The organism is Pseudomonas sp. Z1-14, assembly GCF_051132005.1.
In the GTDB taxonomy this organism is placed as follows: Bacteria; Pseudomonadota; Gammaproteobacteria; order Pseudomonadales; family Pseudomonadaceae; genus Aquipseudomonas.
On sequence record NZ_CP071646.1, the window covers coordinates 5,088,898 to 5,109,154 of the forward strand.

The 20,257-nt window shown below is 61.3% G+C and carries 19 protein-coding genes; 6 read left to right on the forward strand and 13 right to left on the reverse strand.

The window, feature by feature from the left end; all coding sequences use genetic code 11:
- Positions 1-179 precede the first annotated feature (179 nt).
- Complete coding sequence (gene rpsI / locus J3P89_RS23495; RefSeq protein WP_003228056.1) at positions 180-572, reverse strand: 30S ribosomal protein S9; 393 nt, start codon at positions 570-572, stop codon at positions 180-182.
- A 14-nt stretch (positions 573-586) separates the two neighbouring features.
- On the reverse strand, positions 587-1,015 hold the full coding sequence (rplM, locus tag J3P89_RS23500) for a 50S ribosomal protein L13 (RefSeq protein ID WP_003205365.1): 429 nt from the start codon (positions 1,013-1,015) through the stop codon (positions 587-589).
- Positions 1,016-1,260: 245 nt separating this feature from the next.
- Here rplM and J3P89_RS23505 point away from each other — a divergent pair, with 245 nt between their 5' ends.
- Entirely contained in the window at positions 1,261-2,301 is a 1,041-nt protein-coding gene (locus J3P89_RS23505; RefSeq protein ID WP_198796609.1) for an NADP(H)-dependent aldo-keto reductase, read from the forward strand.
- A gap of 126 nt (positions 2,302-2,427) precedes the next feature.
- On the opposite strand, the gene J3P89_RS23510 is transcribed toward J3P89_RS23505, so the two are convergent.
- The gene (locus tag J3P89_RS23510) at positions 2,428-3,564 is read right to left on the reverse strand and encodes an acyl-CoA dehydrogenase family protein (protein WP_434695783.1); all 1,137 of its coding nucleotides are present in this window, start codon (positions 3,562-3,564) and stop codon (positions 2,428-2,430) included.
- Between the two features lie 244 nt (positions 3,565-3,808).
- Between J3P89_RS23510 and J3P89_RS23515 the strand changes: the two genes are divergently transcribed.
- The 4 genes from J3P89_RS23515 (at position 3,809) to J3P89_RS23530 (ending at position 8,115) form a co-directional block, all read left to right on the forward strand.
- Positions 3,809-4,705, forward strand: coding sequence for a GlxA family transcriptional regulator (locus J3P89_RS23515; RefSeq protein ID WP_305501352.1), 897 nt, complete (start codon positions 3,809-3,811; stop codon positions 4,703-4,705).
- Positions 4,706-4,956: 251 nt separating this feature from the next.
- Positions 4,957-5,844: a nitrilase family protein gene (locus tag J3P89_RS23520; protein ID WP_305496660.1), complete on the forward strand. Its 888-nt coding sequence runs from the start codon at positions 4,957-4,959 to the stop codon at positions 5,842-5,844.
- A 13-nt stretch (positions 5,845-5,857) separates the two neighbouring features.
- Positions 5,858-7,054, forward strand: a complete 1,197-nt coding sequence (locus tag J3P89_RS23525; RefSeq protein ID WP_434695784.1) for a hypothetical protein — start codon at positions 5,858-5,860, stop codon at positions 7,052-7,054.
- Positions 7,055-7,128: 74 nt separating this feature from the next.
- A complete protein-coding gene (locus J3P89_RS23530) occupies positions 7,129-8,115 on the forward strand; it encodes an asparaginase (RefSeq protein ID WP_434695785.1) in 987 nt (328 codons plus the stop codon).
- Positions 8,116-8,198: 83 nt separating this feature from the next.
- Here the strand turns inward: J3P89_RS23530 and zapE are convergent, their stop codons facing one another.
- The 3 genes from zapE to J3P89_RS23545 all read right to left on the reverse strand — a co-directional run bounded on the left by zapE (position 8,199) and on the right by J3P89_RS23545 (position 11,403).
- A complete protein-coding gene (gene zapE, locus J3P89_RS23535; protein ID WP_305496664.1) occupies positions 8,199-9,293 on the reverse strand; it encodes a cell division protein ZapE in 1,095 nt (364 codons plus the stop codon).
- Positions 9,294-9,393: 100 nt separating this feature from the next.
- On the reverse strand, positions 9,394-10,749 hold the full coding sequence (locus J3P89_RS23540; protein ID WP_434695787.1) for a tryptophan--tRNA ligase: 1,356 nt from the start codon (positions 10,747-10,749) through the stop codon (positions 9,394-9,396).
- Between the two features lie 24 nt (positions 10,750-10,773).
- Complete coding sequence (locus J3P89_RS23545; protein ID WP_434698047.1) at positions 10,774-11,403, reverse strand: alpha/beta hydrolase; 630 nt, start codon at positions 11,401-11,403, stop codon at positions 10,774-10,776.
- A gap of 148 nt (positions 11,404-11,551) precedes the next feature.
- Between J3P89_RS23545 and J3P89_RS23550 the strand changes: the two genes are divergently transcribed.
- Complete coding sequence (locus J3P89_RS23550; RefSeq protein ID WP_305496666.1) at positions 11,552-11,989, forward strand: YhcB family protein; 438 nt, start codon at positions 11,552-11,554, stop codon at positions 11,987-11,989.
- A 254-nt stretch (positions 11,990-12,243) separates the two neighbouring features.
- On the opposite strand, the gene J3P89_RS23555 is transcribed toward J3P89_RS23550, so the two are convergent.
- The 7 genes from J3P89_RS23555 to eutB form a co-directional block, all read right to left on the reverse strand.
- Positions 12,244-13,629 carry an aspartate aminotransferase family protein gene (locus J3P89_RS23555; protein ID WP_434695788.1) on the reverse strand — a complete coding sequence of 462 codons (1,386 nt, stop codon included), beginning with the start codon at positions 13,627-13,629 and terminating at the stop codon, positions 12,244-12,246.
- Positions 13,626-15,113, reverse strand: a complete 1,488-nt coding sequence (locus J3P89_RS23560) for an NAD-dependent succinate-semialdehyde dehydrogenase (RefSeq protein WP_434695789.1) — start codon at positions 15,111-15,113, stop codon at positions 13,626-13,628. Before J3P89_RS23560 ends, J3P89_RS23555 begins: the two co-directional genes overlap by 4 nt.
- A gap of 130 nt (positions 15,114-15,243) precedes the next feature.
- The gene (locus J3P89_RS23565; protein WP_305496671.1) at positions 15,244-15,723 is read right to left on the reverse strand and encodes an Lrp/AsnC family transcriptional regulator; all 480 of its coding nucleotides are present in this window, start codon (positions 15,721-15,723) and stop codon (positions 15,244-15,246) included.
- A 174-nt stretch (positions 15,724-15,897) separates the two neighbouring features.
- Complete coding sequence (doeB, locus tag J3P89_RS23570) at positions 15,898-16,899, reverse strand: N(2)-acetyl-L-2,4-diaminobutanoate deacetylase DoeB (protein WP_434695790.1); 1,002 nt, start codon at positions 16,897-16,899, stop codon at positions 15,898-15,900.
- Between the two features lie 3 nt (positions 16,900-16,902).
- Positions 16,903-18,093: an ectoine hydrolase DoeA gene (doeA, locus tag J3P89_RS23575; RefSeq protein WP_434695791.1), complete on the reverse strand. Its 1,191-nt coding sequence runs from the start codon at positions 18,091-18,093 to the stop codon at positions 16,903-16,905.
- Positions 18,094-18,134: 41 nt separating this feature from the next.
- Positions 18,135-19,127, reverse strand: a complete 993-nt coding sequence (locus J3P89_RS23580) for a cyclodeaminase (RefSeq protein ID WP_434695792.1) — start codon at positions 19,125-19,127, stop codon at positions 18,135-18,137.
- A gap of 22 nt (positions 19,128-19,149) precedes the next feature.
- Positions 19,150-20,121, reverse strand: coding sequence for a hydroxyectoine utilization dehydratase EutB (gene eutB, locus J3P89_RS23585; RefSeq protein ID WP_434695793.1), 972 nt, complete (start codon positions 20,119-20,121; stop codon positions 19,150-19,152).
- Positions 20,122-20,257 lie beyond the last annotated feature (136 nt).

Here is a 20,257-nt window from a genome sequence, read left to right on the forward strand (position 1 = left end):
GCCGAATGGTAATGAAAACCCCCAATTCTGACAAGGTAATTACCCAGCGGCCAAACCGCCAGGCCTTGTAGTATAGGGGCTCTACGAATGTGGCAAGTTGTCACAGAGCAATTATTTCGCGCATAAAAAAACGCCCAGCTCCGTGAGGAACTGGGCGCCTTTTGAACGCGGAAGCGAAATTAACGCTTCGAGTACTGCGGACGCTTACGCGCTTTACGCAGACCGACTTTCTTACGTTCTACTTCGCGAGCATCGCGAGTTACGAAGCCAGCTTTACGCAGGGCGCTGCGCAGAGTTTCGTCGTAATCCATCAGGGCGCGAGTGATGCCGTGGCGGATTGCGCCAGCCTGGCCACTTACACCACCACCGATAACGGTGACGTAGATGTCGAACTTCTCGACGGTCTCGGTCAGTTCCAGCGGCTGACGAACTACCATGCGGGCAGTTTCGCGGCCGAAGAAGTTATCCAGGGAGCGGTTGTTGATGGAGATGTTGCCAGTACCCGGACGCAGGAAAACGCGTGCGGTTGCAGTCTTGCGACGGCCAGTGCCGTAATTTTGAGTCGCCGACATAATGAACTATTCCGTTAAAACTTCAGTTCTTGGGGCTGCTGAGCAGTATGAGGGTGAGCAGCGCCCGCATAAACCTTCAGCTTACGATACATGTCGCGACCCAGTGGGTTTTTAGGCAGCATGCCTTTAACCGCGGTCTCGATCACGCGCTCAGGGGCTTTGGCGATCAGCTTTTCGAAGTTGATCGACTTGATGCCGCCAGGAAAACCGGAGTGGGAGTAGTACATTTTGTCAGTGGTTTTAGCGCCAGTAACACGTACTTGCTCGGCATTGATCACGACGATGTAGTCACCGGTGTCAACGTGAGGGGTGTACTCAGGCTTGTGCTTGCCACGCAGACGGCTCGCGATTTCGGTGGCCAGACGACCCAGGGTCTGACCAGCAGCGTCGACGACAAACCAGTCGCGCTTTACTGTTTCCGGTTTAGCAGTAAAAGTTTTCATTCTTTATAGCCTCAGGGGCCGCCCTGTAAATTAGACGGCGGATCTTACTGAATAGTGCGTACTTTGACAAGTCAAAGGCAGCCGGATACAGACGCTTTCGGGGGCTCGGGTCGGCGCGTCCGTTCAACGGCAAGATTCTTCGGCGGCGGCGCATCACTTCCACTGCAGAAAGAGGTGCGCAATTATGCAGATTGCGAAAAATATTTCAACCTGCTTTTATGATTGTTTTGCCCAAGGAGTCCCTGATGGACTATCGCAAGCTAGGCCGTACCGATCTGAATGTCAGCGCCCTGTGCCTCGGAACCATGACCTGGGGCGAGCAGAACAGCGAGGCAGAGGCGTTCGCCCAGATTGAACGCGCCAAGGGTGCCGGGATCAATTTCCTCGACACCGCCGAGATGTACCCCGTGCCGCCGAAGGCCGAGACCTACGCCACCACCGAGCGTTATATCGGCAATTATTTCAAGAGCCGTGGCGACCGCGCCGACTGGATCCTGGCCAGCAAGATCGCCGGCCCGGGCAATACCATCGACTATATCCGCGACAAGAATCTCAAGCACAACCGCCGCCACATCGTCGAGGCGCTGGACGCCAGCCTCAAGCGCCTGCAGACCGACTGGATCGACCTGTACCAACTGCACTGGCCGGAGCGCAGCACCAATTTCTTTGGCCAATTGGGCTACACGCACAAGGCCGACGAGGATTTCACTCCTCTGGAGGAAACCCTCGAAGCCCTGGACGAACAGGTCCGCGCCGGCAAGATCCGCCATATAGGCCTGTCCAACGAGACGCCGTGGGGCACCATGAAATTCCTCGCCCTGGCCGAAGCCCGCGGTTGGCCTCGCGCGGTGTCGATCCAGAACCCGTACAACCTGCTCAACCGCAGCTTCGAAATCGGCCTGGCGGAAATCGCCATTCGCGAGCAATGCGGCCTGCTGGCCTATTCACCCCTGGCGTTCGGTTTCCTGTCGGGCAAATACGAAAACGGAGCACGGCCCGCCAAGGGTCGCCTGACGCTGTACAGCCGCTTCATGCGTTACTTCAACCCGCAATCGGAAGCCGCCTGCAGCCGCTATGTGGCACTGGCCCGCGAACACGGCCTGGACCCGGCGCAGATGGCCCTGGCATTTGTTACCCAGCAACCGTTCGTGACCAGCAACATCATCGGCGCCACCACACTGGAGCAACTGGACAGCAACATCGCCAGCTTCGACCTGAAGCTGTCGGATGAAGTGCTGGCGGGAATCGAGGCGATTCACAAGGACCAGCCGAATCCGGCGCCTTGATCCATAGGCCCCATCGCGAGCAAGCTCGCTCCCACAAGGGTTCTTTGTCGATCACAAAATAATGATCAGACACAAACCCTGTGGGAGCGAGCTTGCTCGCGATAGCGGTCTAACTGTCCTAATGCATCAAAGCGATCGCGCAATAATCTCCTTCATGATTTCGTTGGTCCCCGCATAGATCCGCTGCACCCGCGCATCCGCCCACGCCCGGGCAACCGGATATTCCCACATGAAACCGTAGCCGCCATGCAACTGCACGCATTCGTCGAGCACCTTGCATTGCAGGTCGGTGCCCCAGTACTTGGCCATCGCCGCCGTCGGTACATCGAGCTTGCCCTGCAGATGAAGCTCCAGGCAGCGGTCGACAAAGACCCGGCCGATCTGGATCTCGGTGGCCATTTCCGCCAGTTTGAAGCGGGTGTTCTGGAAATCCGCGATGGATTTGCCGAACGCCTTGCGGTCACGGGTGTAATCCAGCGTCCATTGCAGCGCCGCTTCGGCCGAGGCCAGGCCACCGATGGCGACGGTCAGGCGCTCCTGAGGCAGTTCCTGCATCAGGTAGGCGAAGCCCATTCCGGCCTGGCCCAGCAGATTTTCCTTCGGCACGCGGACATCCTGGAAGAACAGCTCAGACGTGTCCTGGGCCTTCATTCCGACTTTCTCCAGGCGCTTGCCTTTTTCAAAGCCCGGCGTACCCGCCTCCACCAGGAACAGGCTGGTGCCTTTGGCCCCCGCCTTCGGGTCGGTCTTGGCGACGACAATAACCAGGTCGGCCAGGAAGCCATTGGTAATGAACGTCTTGGAGCCGTTGATCACGTATTCATCGCCGTCGAGCACTGCCGTGGTCTTCACGCCTTGCAGGTCGGAACCGGCGCCCGGCTCGGTCATGGCGATGGCCGTGACCATTTCGCCGGACACCAGTTTCGGCAGGTATTTATGCTTCAACGCTTCGCTGCCGTAATGCAGGATGTAAGGCGCGACGATATCGGAGTGCAACGAGAAACCGATCCCGGTCAGCCCCAGGCGGCCGATTTCCTCGATCACCACCGTGCTGTAGAGAAAATCCGCTTCCAGCCCGCCGTAGGCCTCCGGCAGATGCGAGCACAACATCCCCGCCTCCCCGGCCTTGTTCCAGAGTTGGCGATCGATATGCCCCTGTTTTTCCCACTGGCTGTGGGACGGCACGGCTTCTTTTTCAAGGAAGGTTCGTACGGTGTCGCGAAACAACTCGTGCTCGGGACTGAACAGGGTTCTGGGGATCATGGCGCACCTTTGGTTATTGTTGGGTGTGGTTATCCGACAGAGCCTAAGCCTGCGGCGTATGAGAGGACACTGGACACATCCGACAAAAAATAAGACGATCCAGCCGTCTGGTGACCACTTTCCCCTATAAAAATAAAGATGAGTTATGTCCATGCACGCCTCCACGCCCTTGCGGCGCGTCAGCATCCTGGCAGTCGACCGGGTTTTCGCTTCCACCCTCATGCAAGCCAAGGATTTTTTCCACCTGGCCAGCCTGCGCTACGGCAAACAGCTTGGCCACGGCCTGACCCCAGCGTTCGAAACCCGGCTGGTCAGCCCTGACGGCAAGCCAGTCAACAGCTTCAGCGATGTGCTCATGCCGGTGGACGGTGGCCTCGAAAATACCGATGTGATCATCCTGCCGGCGTTCTGGGATGACTTTGCCACGCTCTGCCAACGTTATCCCCAGGTCCTGCCCTGGCTGCGCGAACAACACGCTCGCGGCGCGGTGCTCTGCGGCGAAGCCACCGGAGTATTCTGGCTGGCCGAGGCCGGGCTGCTCGATGGCAAGGAAGCCACCACCTACTGGCGCTTCTTCAATGCCTTCAAGGAGCGTTTCCCTCAGGTGCACCTGAACCAGGACAAGCACCTGACCGACGCCGACAATCTGTTCTGCGCCGGCGGCACCACCTCGGCCTGCGACCTTTACATCTACTTGATCGAACGCTTCTGCGGCGCCAACGTCGCCCAGGCCGTGGCGCGGGACATCCTGTATGAAGTGCAACGCAACTATTCGCCGGGACGCATCGGCTTTGGCGGGCAGAAACTGCATCAGGACGTGATCATCCTGCAGATCCAGCAATGGCTGGAGGAGCATTTCGCCGACAAGTTCCGCTTCGAGGACGTCGCCCGGGAGCACGGCATGAGCATCCGCAATTTCATGCGCCGCTTCCAGACCGCCACCGGCGACAAGCCCTTGCACTACCTGCAACGCCTGCGGATAGAAACCGCCAAGGGCCTGCTGTCCGGCAGCCGCAAGAGCATCAAGACGATCAGCTATGAAGTCGGCTACGACGACGCGAGCTTTTTCGCACGCCTGTTCCGGCAGCACACCGACCTGTCACCGAACCAGTACCGGCAGCAATTCCAGCAGGCGGCGTGAGCCCAACGCCGAACGCAAATTCCATTGTGGGAGCGAGCCTGCTCGCGAAGGCGGTGTGTCAGCTTGCAGGGTTGCTGAACATGCCCGCCTCTTCGCGAGCAGGCTCGCTCCTACTTTTGATTTCCGCTCATTCATCTTGGGAGATGCCCTACAAACCACGCGGAAACGGCTGACTTACGCTCCAGGCCCGTTTCGCCTCTTATAAACACGCCATTAAACAGCGTGAATAAAAATAAAAAGAGGTTTCTTGAATGAGCGAGCCAACCAGTCCTGTCCGCGTAGCGGTTGTGCAATTCGACCCTCAGGTCGGCGTAAGGAATCATGAGCAGAACCTGCATCACAGCCTTGCGCTGGCGTTGGAGGCGGTAAACGGCGGAGCGAATCTCATCGTTCTGCCCGAGCTGTCAAATACCGGTTATTTTTTCAGCAACCGACAGGATGCGTTCGAACACTCCGAATTGGTCCCCAACGGGCCGAGCGTGCAGGCCTGGAAGGACTTCGCCCGCCAGCACAAGATTTACCTGGTGGCCGGCTTGACAGAGCGCGAGGGCATGCGGCTTTTCAACACCGGTGTTCTGTTGGGGCCAGACGGTTTTATTGGCAAGTACCGAAAAGCCCATTTGTGGAACCTGGAGAAACTCTGGTTCACACCAGGGGACCTGGGTTTTCCAGTGTTCGAAACCCCGATAGGCCGCATCGGAATGCTGATCTGCTGGGACATCTGGTTTCCGGAAGTGCCGCGAATCCTGACCCAGCAAGGCGCGGACATCATCTGCAGCCTGAACAACTGGGTCTGGACGCCCCCACCGCTGTTTGATGACGCAGGCAAGTGCATGGCGTCATACCTGACCATGACGGCAGCCCATGTCAATAATGTGTTCATTGCGGCGGCAAGCCGCATCGGCGAAGAACGCGGCGCCCGCTATCTGGGCTGCTCGCTGATCGCGGGTACTAACGGTTGGCCGATTGGCGCGGTGGCCTCCGCCGACCAGCAGGAAGTGCTGTTCGCCGACATCGACCTGACCAGTTCCCGTAGCGCCGCCATCTGGAACAACCTGAACGACCTGCACCGTGATCGGCGTTCGGATCTCTACGATCCGATGCTCGGTTATACCCAGCACCCTCTCCTGCCGCGCTGAGGGGGTTTATCCAATGGAATCCACAAACGAAAAACGTCAACGCCGGCATACCGCTCGTTCACCGCTGGATCTTGCAGTGATCCTGTTGATGCTCGGCGCGCTGTCGCTGGTCTTCTGGCTTTCTTTCATGAGCCTCGCCTCCTGGCCCGACTACGGCCATATGGTGTCGAATTTGCCACAGCCAACCTCATGGCTACGCTGGGTGGTGGGAGACATCAGCGAAGTCGCCTTTTATAAGCATGAATTTGCATCCATCGGACTGCTGGCGGGGGCATACCTGGCATACCGGGCCAATGAAACGGGAAAGGCCTGGCAAGGCTTTCCCATCTGCTACGGTAGCGGCCTGTGGCCGTGGGTCGTCGCCAGCTCACTGCTTGGGCTCCTGCTCAGCAACCTGTTATGGGGCTGGACCGTTACGGCCACCGCCTGGCAACCGACCTTTGCCGCATTCGTTTCATTGCCGGCGGCGATGGTGCTGATGTTTGGCGGTGGCTGGAAAGTGGCGATCAATGGCGCAGTCATGGGTGCATTGCTGGTCACCCCGGCGTGCTTGTTGCTGGTCAATTACGTCTGCAATCCACTGGGTTTGCCGGCAGTGATCGGCAACGTCTCGGGGATGGCTGTCGCCAGCGTCATGGCATTCCTGCTCTGTCGTTATGTGCCAAGCCTGGTGAGCTCGCAGGTCTCAATGAAACCATCCGAAACGCCATCAAGGCCCACGCCCAGCCGTGCACCCGACTACGGTGTCGTCTGGAGCCTGCGCCGAGTCTTGGCGGATTTCTCCGAAGCGCCGTTCTTCGGCAATGAGTGGGCCAGCCTTGGGCTCATATCGGGCGCCTTGCTGGCCTATGCCTTGAACCCGATGAGCCCGGTCTACGGCTCGGGCTTGCTGCCGCAACTGATCGGTGCGCAAGCGCTGACCTCGGCCTTGGGCGTGATGATCTGGCGTCGACAGTGGAGGTTGCGAGGCTGGTATCCCACCTATATCCCGCTGGTATCGGTCGTGCCTGCCGCGGTTCTGACCTACGGCGGCAGTTGGCCGGTGATTGTCTCCAGCGCCTTGCTAGGTGCACTTGTGGCGCCGCCACTGGCGTGTGCGATTGCCAAAAGGCTACCCACCGACATGCACGGTTTCATTGCGAATGTCCTGTCCATGGCCATCAGTACCTTGCTCATCATTCCGCTTATCGGACGCCTGATAACCAACTGAGCCGCCCCCTTCCACGGCTGCATCTCGACCGGTAGGCGGTTGCAGCCATTTTTTGCAAGCACGCGAGGTATCACATGGACTTGCCCAACCTGAGCATCGCTTCACTCGGCGGCACCGTGAGCATGCAGGCCCGGGTCTTCGGAGAAGGAGTGGTCCCGACCGTCAGCGGCGCAACCCTGCTGGCTTCGGTACCCGAATTGAGAACCCTGGCCCGCGTCACTGTCGAAACGCTCCAACTGTTGCCCAGCGCCTCATTGAGTTTCGAGCATTTATTGAGTGTCCTGCGCTGGGCGAACACTCAGATCGAGCTAGGTGCGGTGGCGGTTGTCCTCACTCAGGGCACCGACACGCTGGAGGAATCCGCCGCATTTTTCGATCTCCTGTGGGACCACGACGAACCTCTGGTGCTTACTGGAGCGATGCGTTCCGCAGCCCAGACAGGCGCTGACGGACCGGGCAATCTGCTGGATGCCTGCCAGGTCGGCCTGGCCGAGAGCAGTTGGCGACGAGGTGTTCAGGTGGTCCTGAACGGACAGATTCATTCGGCGCAGGCGGTTCGCAAAACCGATTCGATGGCACTGCAGGCTTTTTCTTCGCCCGTCGTAGGTCCGGCAGGCCTGTTACTGGAAGGTGACGTTCACTATTTCCACCCTCCACGCCAGCGCCACGTCTTGCCGTTGCCACAGCGCTCGACGCACAAGGTTGCGCTATTACAAGCGTCGCTGTCTGCCGACAGCCTGTTGCTGGAAAACATTCTCGCGCTGGGTTACGACGGGCTGGTGATCGCCGGTTTCGGTGCTGGGCACGTTTCTGAAACCTGGGCTGGAAAAATTGACGCCATTGCCAGAAAAATCCCGGTCATTGTTGCGACTCGCTGCGATTGCGGCCCAACGGCTCGCTCGACTTACGGCTTCAAGGGCGGCGAGATGGATCTGGTTAAAAGAGGTGCTTCGATGGCCGGTTTTGTCTGCCCACGAAAATCGAGGATTCTCTTGTGGCTGCTGCTCGGTTGCCAGCGACAAGATGACCTGGCTCGCTATCTGAGGCTTTTGCAGTATTGAGGTTGCCTAGACGGATCGGCGGGGGCTGCTGCGCAGCCCAGCGGGAGCAAGCTCCCTCGCCACGGGTTTGTGCTGCAGTTGTATTACGGTTTATGCGCCCGCGACAGGAATTCGTGGGATTGCATCTCCAGCAGGCGACTGAGGGTCCGCTGGAATTCGAAGTTCAGGCGACCGCCGGTATAGAGGTCCTTGAGCTCGACTTCAGCCGAGATGATCAGCTTCACGTTGCGGTCGTAGAATTCGTCGACCATGTTGATGAAACGGCGGGCGATGTCGTCGGTGGTGACGCTCATCTGCTCGACGCCGCTGAGCAGCACGGCGTGGAAGATCTTGCCGAGCTCGATGTAGTCGTTCTGGCTGCGGGGGCCGTCGCACAGTTCACGGAAGTCGAACCAGGCCACGTCGTCGCAGGTGCGGATCGCACGGATTTCGCGGTTTTCGATGATCAGCACATCGTTTTCCACCGCCTGGGTGCATTCCGGCGTCAGGGCGCGGAAGCTCTTGCGCAGGCTTTCTTCAGCGGCGGCATCCAGCGGGAAATGGAACAGCTCCGCTTGTTCGAGGTGACGCAGGCGATAGTCCACGCCGCTGTCGACGTTGACGATTTCGGTGTGCTCCTTGATCAGCTTGATCGCCGGCAGGAAGCGCGCCCGTTGCAGACCGTCCTTGTACAGGCCGTCGGGGACGATGTTCGAGGTGGCGACCAGGGTCACGCCGTTCTTGAACAGTTCTTCCATCAGCGTGCCAAGGATCATGGCGTCGGTGATGTCGGAAACGAAAAACTCATCGAAGCAGATCACCCGCGTCTCGGCGGCGAAGCGCTTGGCGATGAGGGTCAGCGGGTTCTTTTCGCCACCCAGGGTCTTCATTTCCTCGTGCACACGCTTCATGAAGCGGTGAAAGTGCGTCCGGGTCTTTTCCTTGAAGGGCAACGCTTCGAAGAAGGTGTCCACCAGGTAAGTCTTGCCACGGCCGACGCCACCCCAGAAGTACAGGCCCTTGACCGGTGTCTGGTCTTTTTTGCCGAACAGTTTGCCCAACAAGCCCGGCTTGTTGTTCGACGCGGCAACCAGGTCGTCGTACAGGCGCTGCAAATGCCGCACGGCCGTTTCCTGGGCTGCGTCGTGGAAGAATTCCGGGCGTTTCAGATCAGCTTGATATCGTTCTAGGGGCGTCATATTCGTTAGCAAGGCAACAAAAACGGGCCGTCACTGTAGCGATGGCCCAGAGGAATGGCAATCGGCCCTTATTCGGGCCGATGGTCGGGAACGCCGTCAATCAATCCTGGGCAGGCGTCAGTGCCACGCGCAACGCATCGATGGCCGCGTCTCGGGCGCTACGGTCGGCAAAGGCCGGGCTGTGGGCCACGCATTCGCCGTCGAGCCAGACGCTGAAACTCAGTTCATCGCTGCGCACGTCCAAGGGCTGGCCGGATTGCAATTGCTTGGTCACCTGGCCAGCGGTCTTGCCATCGGCGAAGTTGTTCGAAAGCAACAACTGCTCGCCATCGGCAGAAAGCAGGCGGAAGCGGAAACTGCCGTCATCGTCGCGGAAGCTGACGAAGCGCGCAGCCTTGGCCGCTTTCTTTTTGGTCTGCGTTGCCACTTGCACCTGGCTGACGAAGGACCGCAGGCCAACTGCCTCGCGCAGTTCATTGAGAAACGGCGTTGCTACGGCCCGGGCTTTTTTCGCGCCCAGTTGCAGGATGTCTTCAAGGTCCGCCGGGCGTTCGATCAAGTGGTGGTACCGCTCGCGCGCTTCACCCAACTGGTCGTCGAGCAGTTGGAACAGACGACTCTTCGCCTCGCCCCAACCCAGGCCTTGCAACAGTTCGCTACGGAACGCGGCGGACTGCTCGGCAGTGGCGAAGGCCTGGAACAGCGTGAACAGGTGCGAGTTGTCCGGGTCCTTGGCTTCGCCCGGCGCGCGCGAGTCGGTGACGATCCGCGAGATCGCGTCCTTCATGTCCTTGGCGCTGCTGAACAACGGAATGGTGTTGTCGTAGCTCTTGGACATCTTGCGGCCATCGAGGCCCGGCAGCGTGGCGACGCTTTCCTCGATCAGCGCCTCAGGCATGGTGAAGAACTCCTTGCCCTTGCCGAACAGGTGGTTGAAGCGCTGACCGATGTCCCGCGCCATTTCCACGTGCTGGATCTGGTCGCGACCGACCGGCACCTTGTGGGCGTTGAACATCAGGATGTCGGCCGCCATGAGGATCGGGTAACTGTAGAGGCCCATGGTGACGCCGGCGTCCGGGTCTTCGCCGGTCTCGACGTTCTTGTCCACCGACGCCTTGTAGGCGTGGGCACGGTTGAGCAGGCCCTTGGCGGCGACGCAGGTCAGCAGCCAGGTCAGTTCCGGGATTTCGGGGATATCGGACTGGCGATAGAACGTCACGCGGTCCACATCCAGGCCACCGGCCAGCCAGGTCGCGGCGATTTCCAGGCGCGAGCGCTGGATGCGCAGCGGGTCATCACATTTGATCAGGGCGTGGTAATCGGCCAGGAAATAGAACGAATCGGCATTGCTTTCGCGGCTGGCGAGGATCGCCGGACGGATGGCGCCGGCGTAGTTGCCCAGGTGCGGGGTGCCGGTGGTGGTGATGCCGGTCAGGATACGGGTACGAGTCGTCATGGGTTATCGCTTGTCAGACTGCTGTCAATTCGAGAGGCGCGGCAGGAGCAGATCCTTGAGATCAGTCAGCTTGCCATGAAAAAAGTGTCCGCATTCTGCCACTTTCAGCAGCTCATGGGGGCGCTGGAGCGCGTCGGACCATGTGTAGACAAGTTGGGGATCGACCACTTCGTCGGTTTCCGGCTGGATCACGGTCAATTCGCCGCTGGTCGGCAGGGGCGCTTGTGCATCCAGGCGCATTACCGCCGGAGCAACCATGAACAGGTGCTTGAGCGCCTGGCCTTGGGCTTCCAGGCGTCCGCCAAGGGTGGCGGCGACGAAGCCGCCGAAGGAAAAACCAAACAGGGTCAGGGGCAGCTGCGGGTATTTTTCCAGCAACCAGGCGGCCGCGGCCTGGGCATCGTCCACTTCGCCGGTGCCCATGTCATGGCTACCGGCACTGGCGCCGACGCCGCGATAATTGAAACGCAACGTAACCAGGCCAGCGTCGCGGGCGGTACGCTGCAGGGTCGAGACCACTTTGTTGAGCATGGTCCCGCCCTGTACCGGGTTGGGGTGGCAGATCAGCGCCAGGCCACGGGGCGCTTCGCTGTCCAGGTACAAGGCTTCCAGTTGGCCGACCGGGCCATCGATGACTACATGGGTTTCGCGCATAAGCAAGGGAAAGAACTCCGTGACCCCGAATAGGGTCGACTCGTCTAGCTAAAAGTCTGTGCCTGGCATGATTGCGATGTTCTTCGCGGTATACAGCGCAGGTCCGAGCCGTTAACGTAAAGCAAAGCCGTTTATAGAGGAAGGACTCGTGGAACACTCGCTCTTAGTTTGGCTGTTGCCGACTCTTGCCCTGGTTGCCGGTGTCGCCATTGGTTTCCTGATTGCCCGACTGCTGCCTAACGCGGTGCCCAACAGCACCCAACGTCAGCTCGACGACATCCAGGAACGTTTCGACAGTTACCAGAATGAAGTGGTAACCCACTTCAACAGCACCGCTTCCCTGGTGAAAAAGCTCACCCAGAGCTACCAGGAAGTCCAGGATCATCTGTCCGAGGGCGCCAACCGCCTGGCCCTGGACGAGCAGACGCGCCAGCGCCTGCTGGCCGCCCTGCAAGCCGACACGGCGCAGACGCCACGGGAGCGCCTGACCCCGCCCAAAGGGATCCAGGAACCGCCACGGGACTACGCCCCCAAGGCCCCGAACTCCCCGGGGATGCTGGATGAGCATTACGGTTTGAAGAAGTAATTTCCAGCAACACCAAAAAGCCCGCCCGATCGCATGATCGGGCGGGCTTTTTATTGCTACCAATTTCCCCTATTCAATTTTGGTCACCTGTGGCGAGGGAGCTTGCTCCCGCTGGGTCGCGAAGCGGCCCTTGTAGCAGCGAACTCGATTTTCCTGGCACACCGAGTTGCCTGGTTTTGGGGCCGCTTCGCAGCCCAGCGGGAGCAAGCTCCCTCGCCACGGGATACAGGGTCCTGAAGAATTATTCACTCAGCTCAAGCCAACACTTCCTCCGCCACCTGGTCGATGGCCACTTTGGTGATGTCGACGATCAGGTCGGCGTCTTCGCGGGTCAGGATCAACGGCGGAGCGAAGCCCAGGATGTCGCCGTGGGGCATGGCGCGGGCGATCATGCCGCGTTCCAGGCAGGCGGCCGAGACCTTGGGGCCGACCTTGAGTGCCGGGTCGAACGCCGTACGCTGTTCACGATCGGCCATGAACTCCACCGCCGCCAGCATGCCGTCACCGCGCACTTCGCCCACCAGCGGATGGCCTTCGAGGGTGTCGCGCAAACGCCGGTTGAGGTAACCACCGACGTCTTCGGCGTTGGCCATGAGGTTTTCCCTTTCGAGGATATCCAGGTTGGCCAGGGCCGCCGCCGCGCAGATCGGGTGTCCGGAGTAAGTCCAGCCATGGCCCATCGCACCTTCGGCCTGGGAGGCTTTTTCGATCACGCTCCAGACCTTTTCACCGATGATCACCGCCGACAACGGCGCGTAGGCGCTGGTCAGTCCCTTGGCCGTGGTGATCAGGTCCGGCTGCATGCCATAGCGCTGGCTGCCCATCTTCGAACCCAGGCGACCAAACGCGCAGACCACCTCATCCGCGATTAGCAGCACGTCGTATCTGTTCAGCACGGCCTGGATCGCAGCCCAATAACCGGCGGGCGGAACGATGATGCCACCGGTGCCCATCACCGGTTCGCCGATGAACGCTGCCACCGTGTCCGGGCCCTCGGCGAGGATCATTTTTTCCAGTTCATCGGCGCAATAACGCACGAACGTTGCTTCGTCCATGCCCGCCGGGGCCTTGCGATACCAGTGCGGACACACGGTGTGCTTGACCCCTTCGGCCGGCAGGTCGAAATGCTGGTGGAACGCCGGCAGTCCGGTCAGGCTGCCGGTCATGATGCCCGAGCCATGGTAGCCACGATCACGGGAGATGATTTTTTTCTTCTGCGGCCGGCCCAGTACGTTGTTGTAGTAACGCACCAGTTTGATCTGGGTTTCGTTGGCATCGGAGCCGGACAGCCCGTAATAGACTTTTTTCATCCCCGTCGGCGCCCAGTCCATGATGCGGCTGGACAGTTCGATGATCGCCTCGCTCGAATGACCGACATAGGTGTGGTAGTAGGCCAGTTCCTTGGCCTGTTTGTAGATGGCATCGGCCACTTCGGTACGGCCATAGCCGATGTTCACGCAATAGAGCCCGGCGAACGCGTCGATGAAATCACGCCCCTCGTGATCGCGTATGCGAATGCCTGACGCGCTCTTGATGATGCGCCCCTTGAGCGCCCCGCTGGCGTGGTCGTGGGCGTGGGTCGAGGGGTGCATGAAATGCGCACGGTCTTGTTCGAACAGCGTGTTGAGTTCTTGGCTCATGCGGGCTCTCCTGGGAATTGGCCTTGATGGTGCAGGCAAAAGTATTTGGTTTCGACGAAGGGCTCGAAGCCCTCGGTGCCGCCCTCGCGGCCGAGGCCCGAGGCTTTCATGCCGCCGAAGGGAATCGGATGACCGGTGAACTTGACGCCGTTGACGGCGACCATGGCGTGGTCGAGACGACGGATCAATGGGTAAATGACATCCAGGCGATTGGAGCAAATATAGGCGGCCAGTCCGTATTCGGTATCGTTGGCCAGTTCGATGGCTTCGTCCAGGGTGTCGAACGGCATCACCCCGGCGATGGGCGCGAAGTTCTCTTCACGGTAGATGCGCATTTTTGGCGTGACGTCGGCCAGCACGGTCGGTTGGTAGAACAACCCGCCCAGAGCATGGGCCTCGCCACCGACAAGGCGTTGGGCGCCAAGGGCCAGCGCATCGGCGACGCGGTCGGCGGTCGCATCGAGCGCCGCCTGATGCATCAACGGCCCGACATCCACCGCCTGCTCCTGTTGATCAACCAGCGCCGGCCCGACCCGCAAGGCGCGCACCGCGGCGGCGAAACGACTGAGAAACGCCTGATAAACCGGGCGCTGCACCAGGATCCGGTTGGCCGCGCAGCAATCCTGACCCGAGGTCTGGAATTTCGCCTCGACAGCGACTTTGACTGCCAAGGCCAGATCGGCATCCGCGCAGACAATGAACGGCGCATTGCCGCCCAGCTCCAGCGCGACCTTTTTCACGTCATGGGCCGCTGCTTGCAGCACCAGTTTGCCGACCCGGGTCGAGCCGGTGAAACTCACCGAACGCACGCGGCGGTCCTTGACCAGGGTCTCCATGGTCATCTGCGGCTCGCCCAATACCACGTTGAAGACGCCGGCAGGAAAGCCCGCTTCCTCGGCCAGTTGCGCCAGGGCCAACGCCGAGTAAGGCGTTTCATGGGCCGGCTTGACCACCACGGTGCATCCGGCCGCCAGCGCGGCAGCGGCCTTGCGGGTGATCATCGCCGAGGGGAAGTTCCAGGGTGTGAGCAGCGCGCAGACGCCCACTGGTTCCTTGACCGTGCCCAAATGAGCGTTCGGGATATGACTGGGAATGTTCTGGCCGTAGAGGCGCCGGGCCTCCTCGGCGAACCACGGGATGAAACTTGCGGCATAGGCGATTTCGCCACGGGACTCGGCCAGCGGCTTGCCCTGCTCCAGGCTGAGAATTCGCGCGAGGTCTTCGCTGTGCTCGCTGATCAACGCCGCCCAGCGCCGCAGCATCGCGCCGCGAATCTCCAGGCTCTGCTCGCGCCATGCGGGGAACGCGCGATGCGCCGCGTCAACAGCCGCGACGATCTGAGGTTGATCGAGCATCGGCACATGGCCGATAACCGTGCGGGTTGCTGGATTCTGCACTGAGATGCTCTGGCCGCTGTCGCTGTGGACCCAATGGCCATCGATGTAGCAAAGCGCTTTGAACAGCAGCGGGTGTTGATAAGGCATGACGTTCACTCCAGACCGTTTGCGTGAATCCATGCTAGGGCTGCTGCGCTTTTGTTATCGGCTGTTTGCACGGGCCCAGACCTTGGTTTTTTTCCGGAAATACCCTGCCGGAAAATGTTTTCTGCGGTGTTCAGGATGACGGTGTGAGCTCCGCCGGCAAGGCGCCGACGGTCTTGATGGTCTTGGTGACGATGTAGGTGAAGTAGCGTTCGATGCCGAGGTCTTCAAGCAACAGTTGATCGACGAAACGCTGATACGAATCGACGTCCGGCGCCTGGATCATCGCCAGGTAATCCACACCGCCGCCGGTGGCGTAGCAGAACACCACTTCGGGCGCGGCGAGCAGGCGTTGCTCGAAACGGCGCATGTCCTGGGCGGTGTGCCTGGCCAGGGTGATTTCCACCAGTACCTGCTGGCGCTTGAACACCGCGCCCCAGTCGATTTGCGCCCGGTAGCCGATGATCAGCCCCGCCGCTTCCAGTTTGCGCACCCGCTCCCAGGCCGGGGTCACTGAAAGGTTGATCGCCTCGGCGAGGCTCGACTTGGTGATCCGCCCGTCCTCGGCGAGGATCTGCAGGATTTTCAGGTCGTAGCGATCGAGCTTGTGCATAGGCCGGGCTCTCCAGGCAAATCAGAAAATCATACCGTCCCCTGTGGCGAGGGAGCTTGCTCCCGCTCGGCTGCGAAGCAGTCGTCGCTTTTGGCCTGAAGATCAGGGCCGCTGCGCGCCCCAGCGGGAGCAAGCTCCCTCGCCACAGGGTGTGTATGTGTCAGTTGAGGGGTATCAAGCCAACACATCCGCGATCACCACCAGCGTATCGCCACACTGCACCAGCCCGGGAAAGTGCCGCGCCGCCAGCAGGCCGCTGCGGGCGGCGCGGTATTCAACCGGGGCGACGCCGCTGCGAGTGGCGTCGTGGATGCACGCCACCACTTCTCCCTGGTTCACGCTCTCGCCGAGGTCGCGACACATTTCCAGCAAGCCGTCATGCTCGCTGGCAACGAAGCAACTGGCGTCCGGCATATCGAGCATCACCGACGGCTGCAACTCGATCGAACCCCGCAGGATGCCGGCGTGGATCAACAGGTTGCGCACCCCGCGCTCGGCAATCGCCACGCTGCGGGCGGTGGACGAACCGCCGCCGCCCAGCTCGGTAGTGATAAACACCTTGCCCTGGGACTCGGCCGCCGTGTCGTACATCGACCCGGCATCCAGCTCCAGCATGCGCATGCAATACGGCGCGTTGAACGCCAGCATCGCGGCCTCGCAACGCGCCTGTTGCTGTTTGTCCGGCAATACGTGGCAGGCGGCGAATGGCAGGAAATCCAGGGTTCGCCCACCGGAATGAATGTCCAGCACAATGTCAGCCAACGGCAGCAGGGTGCGGTTGAAATAGTCGGCGATTTTCTCGGTGACGGTGCCGTCCGGCTTGCCGGGAAAACTGCGGTTCAGGTTGCCTTTGTCGATGGGCGAAGTCCGGCGTCCGGCACGGAACGCCGGAGTGTTCATGAACGGCACGATGATCACCCGCCCGCTGATGTCTTCGGCGCTCAACTGCTGGGCCAGTTTGCTCAGGGCCACCGGGCCTTCGTATTCGTCGCCGTGGTTGCCACCGCTGAGCAGCGCGGTCGGGCCGCTGCCGCGCTGGATCACGGTGATGGGGATCATTACCGCGCCCCAGGCCGAATCGTCCCGCGAATACGGCAACTTGAGAAAACCGTGCTGCACACCCTCGCGGCTGAAGTCGACCGTGGCGCTGATGGGATTGCTGGGCAATTCGCGCATGGCTCAATCCTTCACGAACAGTTGACGGGGCACGTTGCACAGCGTCTCGACGCCGGTCTCGGTGATCAGGATGCTCTCGGTGATTTCCAGGCCCCAATCGTCCATCCACAGCCCCGGCATGAAGTGGAAGGTCATGCCCGGCTGCAACACGCTGTTGTCGCCGGGGCGCAGGCTCATGGTGCGCTCGCCCCAATCCGGCGGATAACTGATGCCGATGGGGTAGCCGCAGCGGCTGTCTTTGTGGATACCGAATTTTTCCAGCACGTTGAAAAACGCCACGGCAATGTCGCCGGTGGTGTTGCCCGGCTTGGCCGCGTCCAGGCCAGCGGCGATGCCCTCGACCACGGCTTTTTCGCCGTCGAGGAAATGCTGCGGCGGCTTGCCCAGGTAAATGGTGCGCGACAGCGGGCAGTGGTAACGCTTGTAGCAGCCGGCGATTTCAAAGAAGGTGCCAGCGCCTTTTTCGAACGGCGAATCATCCCAGGTCAAGTGCGGTGCGCTGGCGTCGGCACCGGTGGGCAGCAGCGGCACGATGGCCGGGTAATCGCCGCCATGGCCGTCGGCACCGAGGATGCCGCTGCTGTAGATCTCAGCCACCAGTTCGTTCTTGCGCATGCCCGGCTCGATGCGTTCAAGGATCCGGCTGTGCATGTTCTCGACGATGCGTGCGGCGATGCGCATGTAGGCGATTTCCTGCGGCGACTTGACCGCGCGCTGCCAGTTCACCAGGCCCACCGCGTCCACCAGCTTCGCCTCGGGCAGGTGCTTTTGCAGCGACAGGTACGCGGCGGCGCTGAAGTAGTAGTTGTCCATTTCCACGCCGATGCTCAGCGCGCCCCAACCACGGGCAATGATCACCTCGCGGGACAGGTAGTCCATGGGATGACGCTCGCGGGACTGCACGTAGATGTCCGGGTAGCCGACGATGTTGTCGGCCTGCATGAACACCGTGCGCTTCGCTCCGTTGGCATCCTGGCCACGCCCGAACCACACCGGCTCGCCGTCCAGCGCCAGCAGCACGCACTGGTGCACATAGAACGACCAACCGTCATAGCCGGTGAGCCAGGCCATGTTCGACGGATCGGTGACCAGCAACAGCTCCAGGCCTTGGGCCTGCATCGCCGCGCGAACCTTTGCCAGGCGCTGGGCGTATTCCTCCCGCTGGAACGGAAGATTGACGACTATCTCTGACATCCACCTGCCCTCTGTTCAATGACACGAATAAACAAATCGATTCAACGACCGAACGCGAAACCCTTGCCTGCCGCCCTCGCCCGCTCGAACGCCAGATTGGCGATGGCGGTGTCCTGGGCGCCGGTGCCGGTCAGGTCGCAAAGCGTTACCTGCGTTGCATCGGAGCGCCCGGGCTGCCGGCCCGCCAGCACTTGCCCGAGTTCCATCAAATCCAGGTCGTCACGGACCAAGCCGGCCGCCAAGGCATGGTGCAGTTCGCCGAGCACGCGGGTCTGGCTGAGGCGATCGGCGACATAGCAGTCGACGGCTGCCAGGGCCTGTGGGGAAATTTCGTTCTTGTGCTCCGCGTCCGAGCCCATCGCGGTGATGTGCAGGCCAGGATGCAAGTGGCGGGGCTCGATCAGCGGCTCGCGGCTGGGCGTGCAGGTGATCGCGATATCCACGCCCTCCAGGGCAGCGTCAATGGAGCTGCAGGGCGTGACGGCAAGTCCGCTGTCACGGGCCAGTCCATCACTGAACGCCTTGGCCTTTTGCGCATCCCGCGCCCAGACCCGCACCTCGTCGATCGGCCGCACCAGGCGCAGCGCCTGAAGCTGCAACGCCGCCTGCTCGCCGGCCCCGATCAACGCCACGCTGCGGCTTTGCTCGCGAGACAGGCAACGCGCCGCCACCGCCCCGGCCGCGGCGGTGCGCACGGCGGTGAGGTAGCCATTGTCGAGCAGCAGCGCCTCCAGCAGACCGGTACGCGCCGAGAGCAGCATCATCATGCCGTTGAGGCTGGGCAGGCCGAGCTTGGGGTTGTCGAAGAAACCCGGACTGACCTTGATGGCGAAGCGCTCCAGGCCCGGCAGGTAAGCGGTCTTCACATCCACTTCGCCGTTGTGCTCGGGAATGTCCAGCCGCAGGATCGGCGGCATCGCCACGGCCGCGGTGGCCAGCAGCACGAAGGCCTGCTCGATGGCGTCGATGCTGGCCAGGTCGAGGGCCACGCAACTGCGCAGGTCGGCCTCGCTCAATAGGGTGACTTCACTCATGACAGGCTCCGTTAACGGGTTATCAGGCGTTGGCGCCGGCGATCACGCGGGCATGTTGTTCGGTGTCGACGTTGCGCCCGCTGACCACCACCACGATCGGTCCGCGCGGTTCGACCAGGCCGTCGAGCAACGCCGCGATGCCCACCACGGCGGCACCTTCGAGCACCAGGCGTTCGTGGTGATAGGCGTGGCGCAGGGCGTTGGCGATCGAAGCTTCCGAGAGCAGGTGCACGTCATCGGCCAACTGCCGGGTCATGGCGAAGGTGTAGCGGTTGTCCAGGCCGATGCCGCCGCCAAGAGAGTCCGCCAGGGTCGACAGTTCTTCGACTTCCAGCGGCTGGCCGGCGGCGAGGCTGGTGTGCATCGCGGCGCCTCGCGCCATGCTGATGCCGTGGACTTGAATGGCTGGATTGGCGCTTTTCAGGGCCAGGCCCATACCGGCAAACAGGCCGCCGCCGGACAATGGCACCAGCACCTGGGCCACATCCGCTTGCTGTTCGAGGATCTCCAGGCCAAGGGTGCCCTGGCCGGCGATGATTGCGGGATGATCGAACGGCGGCAGGAAGGTCGCGCCCTGCTCACGGGCGATGCGCTCGGCCTCGCGCTGGGCGTCGTCCTGGGACTGGCCGACGATGCACACCTCGGCGCCCAGATCGCGGATCGCCTGCACTTTGTTGCCCGGCACCAGGGTCGACAGGCAGACAATCGCCTTGACCCCTTGTTGCGATGCGGCATGGGCCAGTGCCCGACCATGGTTACCGGTCGAGGCCGTCACCACGCCTGACGCCTTCTGCTCCGCGCTGAGTTGCGCCACGGCATTGCTGGCGCCACGCAGCTTGAAGCTGCCGGTGATCTGCAGGGATTCCAACTTGAGGTATACGGGCACGCCGATCAATCGCGACAGGCTGGCGGAGTACTCCATGGGCGTGCGCCGCACCAGCGACTCGATGCGCTGGCGAGCGAGGTAGATGTCCTGAAGCTGCAACCCTGTCATGACCGCGTCCCGAGCCGATGTGTTGGGCGCAGTCTAAGAGGGCCGGATTGTGCTGATGAATGTACTAGGGCAATTTAGTGATGAAGTTCCAAAGTCACTACAAATCCCTGTGGGAGCGAGCCTGCTCGCGAAAGCG